The following is a 5695-nucleotide window of genomic DNA, read 5'->3' as shown; positions in this document are numbered from 1 at the left end:
GGGGAGGGCTACACGGACGTGGGGAGCCTGGCGCGCCGGGCTCGGATTCCCCGGCACGAGCTGACGCGCCTGGCGCTGGCGGGGGCGCTGGGGTCGCTCTGTGGCTCACGCCGCAAGGCGCTGTGGGATATCCAGGCGCTGGGGCCGCTGGACTCGGATGACCTGTTCTTCGGGATGTCGATGGACGGCACGGAGGTGGAGCTGCCGTCGATGGATGTGTTTGCCCGCGTCTGCGCGGACTACGACACGGTGGGGCTGTCGTTGGAGAAGCACCCGCTGGAGCTGCTGCGGCCCACGTTGAGGAAGCTGGGGGCGGTGACGGCGGAGGGGCTGAAGCAGGTGTCCTCCGGGCGGACGGTGTCCGTGGGCGGGATGATGATCTGCCGACAGCGGCCTCCGACGGCGAGGGGGATGTGCTTCATCTCTCTGGAGGATGAGACAGGGATTGCGAACCTGGTGGTGCCTCCGGATGTGTATGAGCGGTGCCGGAAGGAGATCCACGGTGCCCTGTTCATCGTGGGGCAGGGCGTGTTGGAGCGCTCGGGAAAGGTGACGAACGTGAAGACGAAGTTCGTCCAATCCCTGTCCCGCACCTGAGAGGACCTGTCGGGGAGCCGACTCCGAGCCCATGGCCTCACTGCACAAAGGTCCCAGGCGACTCCATCCTTCTTCGCGCCATTCAATGGCGCTTGTTGGCCCATGGCGGGAAGTGGGCAGGAGGTTGGCATGTTCAGGCAGATGCTCGGAATGGTCACCGTGGTGGGAACCCTGTGGTTGCCTTCGCCATCCATGGCGGAGCCGACGAGGACGCTCCACGTCGCCAACAACGCGTTGGACAGCGCGACGTGTGGCGCGAAGGCGAACCCTTGTCGCTCCATCAGTCGGGCCATCGCCCATGCTCGCGATGGAGATCGCATCCTCGTCCACCCCGGCCGCTACGGGGACTTGAACGCCGACGGAGACTTCAGCGACCCCGGTGACGAAGCGGCCGAAGTGCAGACGGGGTGTCGCTGCATGATCCTGATCAACAAGCGGCTCAAGGTCGAGTCGACGGGGGGCGCGCAAGTCACGGTGCTCGCCGCCGCCGGGGCCGTGCTGGATGTCGTCAACATCACCGCGAGCAACGTCTCCTTCGGCGACTATGGGAAGGGGTTTACCCTCACGGGGGCCGGGAAGGTCACGGATGATGATGGGATTGGGCTGGATGTCCTGGGCGGGCGCGACGTTCGGGTGATTGGGAACATCGCGCAGGGCAACCGGGACGCGGGATTCGCCATCCGGGGGGACAACCACACGGTCAGGGACAATGTCTCCACGGGCAATGGGATGGGGTTCTCTCTTGGCTCGGACACGGAGGGGCACACCGTGAAGGAGAACCTCGCCACGAACAACGGCAATGACGAGGTGTTCGGCCACGGCTTCGCGGTGGGCGGGCAGAAGGGCACGTACGAGGGGAACAAGGCCATTGGCAACAGGGGTATCGGCTTCTACCTCGTCCTCTTCTCGGGGACCTCGGACTTCGAGTTCGAGGACAACGAGGCCATTGGAAACCGGGGCGCCGGAATGTGGGTGCGGTTTGGCGCGCAGCTCAAGGTGCGTAGCAGCAATTTCTTTGGAAACCTGGGTGAGAGCGTGGGGGGCTCCTTCCCGGCGGCGCCCAATTGCGGCCTCGTGAATGACATGGGCGGCCCCATCGACGCGGCACGCAACTACTGGGGCGCGGCGACCGGGCCCGGTCCGGACCCCGCGGATGATGCGGGCCCCGGGTCCATCTGTGATGTGAATGGCACCACCGTGGTCGTGCCCTTCGACTCCACGCCCAACTCGTTGCTCGAGTCCCTGGAGGAACGGCAGACCCCCGGGGCTGAGTGAAGTCAGGTCTCGCCGCGCCCCGTGAGAGTGGGTGGGCATCCCGGACACTGGGGCTCCAGGGCTTCCGCCCGGGGCGCGTAAGCCATGTTGCCGAAGAAAAACAGCCCCGGGATTGCCAGCGACAGCGCACCGAGCAGTAACTTTTTCATGATCCCTCCCAGTCCTTGGGCTTAGGGCAAGCAGGTCATCTGACCGCCCCCGTGAGCCGGAGCATGATCCACCAGCCGAGCACCTCGCGCCCAGCCCTCGCCGGCTCTCACACCCTCACTGGAAGTATGAGACATCGTGGGATTTCTCCTTCCCATCCGCGTGGATCTCTGCGATGGGTCAGAGCTGTTCGGGCTGGGGCCGCTTGAACCCAGCTCACGTGGTATCCGCGAATATTGCAGCCGGGTTGCGATATTTCGGGGGCGCTGGATATAGTTGCCTGGAATTGGATATGAAAATCAGCACACCTGGTGCGTCCCGGACCCACTCCATGGAACGAGCATCCCGAACGGTGACCCAGGTTGTACGCCCCGTCCTTCGCTCCGTGCTTCACGAAGCGTTGGAGAGCGAGACGGGCGGTGAGGTGGTGGTGAAGTCGTCCACCGTCTCCGGCCGCATCTTCATCGTGGAGCAGAAGGTGGCCTGGGCGGTCCTGAACGGGCCCGGGGTCCAGAACTTCTCGTCGGTGCTGATCCAGCGGCAGCTGGTCAGCCGAGACGACGTCGAGCAGGTCATGACGGAGTGCCGCAAGAACGGGGGCAACTTCTGTGAGGTGCTGGTGGCGTGGGGGCTGGTTCCCCGCGACATGCTCCGGGACGTGCTTCGTGGCCACATGGCGAACCACCTGCAGGTCTTGCTGTCACTCCAGGACGCCCAGGCGCTCTTCGTTCCCCAGCCGCGCACCTACTCCAGTCAGCTGACGTTCAGCCTGGAGGAGCTGACCCTTCCCGTCGAACAACACTCCACCCACCCCCCAGCCGAAAGAGAAGTCATGCCGAACGTGAAGCAGTCCCTGGAAGAGACGCTGAAGATCGAAGGGGCCTTCGCGGCCTGTCTGGTGGATGCGAAGAGCGGAATGTGTCTGGGCAGCCAGGGTGGCACCGCGACGTTCAACATCGAGACGGCCGCCGCGGCCAACACCGAGGTCGTCCGCGCCAAGCTCAAGGCGATGACCGTGCTGGGTATCAAGGACCGCATCGAGGACATCCTCATCACCCTGGGCGAGCAGTACCACGTCATCCGCCCGCTGGCGGCGCGCGAGGGACTGTTCTTCTACGTGGCCCTGAGCCGCGCCACCTCGAACCTGGCCATGGCGCGCTTCCGCCTGGCGGAGATCGAGAAGGGTCTGCAGCTGACCTGAGCCGTGCGACTCGGCGCCCGCCGCTTCAGGCGGGCGCCGGATTCGACAGTCCTAGGCGCGCCGGACCAGCACGACGCCGTCCTGATAGGTGCCGTGGGCGTGCTGGAGGAACTCGCGAACCTCGAAGAACCGCCCCCATTTCTCCCGGATGTACTCGGTCGTATAGAACGTGTGCATGTTGTGGAAGGGCGAGGGCATGTAGCGCAGCACCAGGCGCTCGGCGGGCATCGGCTGATCGAACCACGCGGAGGGCACGGGGTTCGTCTCTGACTCCAAGCACCGGTACGGATGGTTCGTGAGGTGCTTGCGGATGGGATGCTCGGGGTTGCGCATGCCTTCCCAGGTCCGCTCCGTGTGCAGGGAGATGAACGCGATGCCTCCCGGCTTGAGGACGCGGCGGAACTCCAGCAGCCAGGACTCCTCGAACTCATCCATGTGGGTGAAGACCGAGCCACAGAAGACCAGGTCGATGGATGCGTCGGGGATGGGCAGCGTCGGGACGACACTGTTCTGGAAGTAGAAGCCGCGCGGGGGCAGGAACTTGTTCATCCACCGGACGGCGTTGGAATAGATGTCCGTGCCGAAGACCTCCGCCTTGGGCGAGTGGGCGATGAAGTGACGCAGCACCCGGCCCGACGAGCAGGCGAAGTCGAGGAAGCGGAAGTGCGACTCCGGGTCGATGCCCGAGGACTTCAGCAGCCCCTTCAGGAAGAGGTAGTCGCTCAGGCCGTTGAGCCAGTAGCTGACGTGCTGCTCGCCGAAATACTCGGCGCGGTCCTCGGTGCGCGGCACCGGAGCGGTGTCCGACGCGACGTAGGCGCGGAGCTGCTCCTCCGAGAGCGTCTGGAGCAGCCGGGTCTGGATCGTCCCGTCGTCCGCGCCGAAGAGGCCCCGGATGACGTCATGGAGAGGCTGCCCGGCGTGGTGCGTGCGCAAGAGCTCGGCCACGGGAGGGAGCGCGTTTCGCAAGGGGCGATCCGGCAGGGTCCACACGGCACTGGTGAGGTCCGGCGCGGCCTGGGGCGCGGGAGGAGGAGGGGCACTGGAGGGCTCCGGGGTCTCCATCCAGGGCGCCAGCCGGTGGACGACCTTGCGTGCCACGGACTTCACCAGCGGCTTGAGATGCTCGGACAGCGCCTTCTCGGTCTGATTGGACATGGGAGTCTGGGTGTTTTTCGCTGATTGAAAGGGCGCGCAGTAAAGGGGGTCTCCCTCTGGAAAGCAACGACTCTCACGGCGGATACCGCCCCCGCGTACGGGCCGAATCCTCGTGACTCACAGTGTTGATACAAAACAAGACATCCGCGGGACGGCCTGTCTCCACGGATGCCAATGATTGTCATGGACGGAGGCCCGCCCCGCCGGGGAGGTGGTGCTTGCCGGCGAGGCGGGAGCGCGCCGGATTAGGGCTGCACGACGAAGCGGTAGTTCTGGCCGTAGCTCGAGTCCCAGCGGCGGCAGTAGCCCCGGTCCCAGTTCTCGAACCAGAGCGCGACGGAGCGAGCCCCGGCGGGCGCGGTGAGGGTGACGGGGACACCGTAACGCGAGTAGCCCGAGACCTGCGTGACGCTCAGGTCTCCGGTGACGCCGTTGTCGAAGCGGTAGCGGACCCAGACCTCCCAGGTGGGCGCGCCGTTGTAGAGCAGGCGGCACTCGGGCAGCCGGTCGATGTCGTACTCCACCACGAACGTCTGCCCCGCCTTCACGGTTCCCACGGGGTACTCCACCCAGCCCTCCTGGAAGACCAGGGTCGGGACGTGGGCGGTGCCGGCGGGGCGCACGGTGAAGCGGAAGTTCGAGCCGTAATTGGAGTCGTACTGCTCGCAGCCCGCGCTGGAGACGCGGAACCACAGCTCCAGCGTGCCCGCGGCGGGCAGGGAGAGCACCGGCGGCGCGCCCGCGGTGGGCTGGCCCGCGACGTCGAAGCTGCTCTCCGCCCCGCCGTCGAGGCGGTAGTGGCCGGTGAGGCTCCAGCCCGGGCTGCCGTCGGGCAGGGTGGCGCGGCACTGCGGCAGGCGGCTGGCGTCATACGCCACCTGGACCTGTCCACCGGCGAGCAGCGTCTGCGACTGGGCAAGCGACCAGTTGGCGCCGAAGGTGATGACGGGCGGGGTCTGCGCCGCCGCGCCGCCGCCGAGCAGCAGCAGGGGGACCACGAGGAGGGACATGAGTCGGTTCAAGGGTGTGGCTCCAGGGTGAGAGTCAGGCCCGCTGGTGTCGACCGCAAGGGGGTTCGGGCCGCCTCCTGGACGGAGGCGGGCGCATCATGGCCGACGCCACCGACGCCCAGCTGCCTCGTTGATACCGGGTATTTAGAGTAGGCTCCGCGCTGAACACCCTGGAGCGAGCACCGAATGACCCTGTTCAGGAGGCCGTCCCCGGCCGGCGGGCCGAGCGACGATTCGAGCCGCAGCGCTACTCCCACCGAGACGCCTTCCGTCCCAGATACACCCAACCCGGTGCTCAGCTCCCCCC

Annotated in this window: 4 protein-coding genes and 1 pseudogene; 3 read left to right on the top strand and 2 right to left on the bottom strand. The window is 66.5% G+C overall.

Translation table 11 applies throughout. The features are described from left to right. The 3 genes and pseudogenes from HR086_RS44140 to HR086_RS48080 all read left to right on the top strand — a co-directional run. Window positions 1-597, top strand: a pseudogene (locus HR086_RS44140) (error-prone DNA polymerase); the annotation flags it as partial. 129 nt (window positions 598-726) lie between these two features. Further along, complete coding sequence (locus tag HR086_RS44135; protein ID WP_174468635.1) at window positions 727-1872, top strand: right-handed parallel beta-helix repeat-containing protein; 1146 nt, start codon at window positions 727-729, stop codon at window positions 1870-1872. 478 nt (window positions 1873-2350) lie between these two features. Then, on the top strand, window positions 2351-3220 hold the full coding sequence (locus HR086_RS48080; protein ID WP_217442197.1) for a hypothetical protein: 870 nt from the start codon (window positions 2351-2353) through the stop codon (window positions 3218-3220). Window positions 3221-3271: 51 nt separating this feature from the next. Here HR086_RS48080 and HR086_RS44125 read toward each other — a convergent pair whose 3' ends face one another. Beyond that, window positions 3272-4378, bottom strand: coding sequence for a class I SAM-dependent methyltransferase (locus tag HR086_RS44125; protein WP_174468634.1), 1107 nt, complete (start codon window positions 4376-4378; stop codon window positions 3272-3274). A 245-nt stretch (window positions 4379-4623) separates the two neighbouring features. After that, entirely contained in the window at window positions 4624-5388 is a 765-nt protein-coding gene (locus HR086_RS44120) for a DUF6209 family protein (protein ID WP_174468633.1), read from the bottom strand. Window positions 5389-5695 lie beyond the last annotated feature (307 nt).

Origin of the sequence: Myxococcus sp. CA039A (assembly GCF_013336645.1) — a bacterium.
Lineage (GTDB): Bacteria > Myxococcota > Myxococcia > Myxococcales > Myxococcaceae > Myxococcus > Myxococcus llanfairpwllgwyngyllgogerychwyrndrobwllllantysiliogogogochensis.
This window is presented reverse-complemented; position numbering and strand designations above follow the sequence as displayed.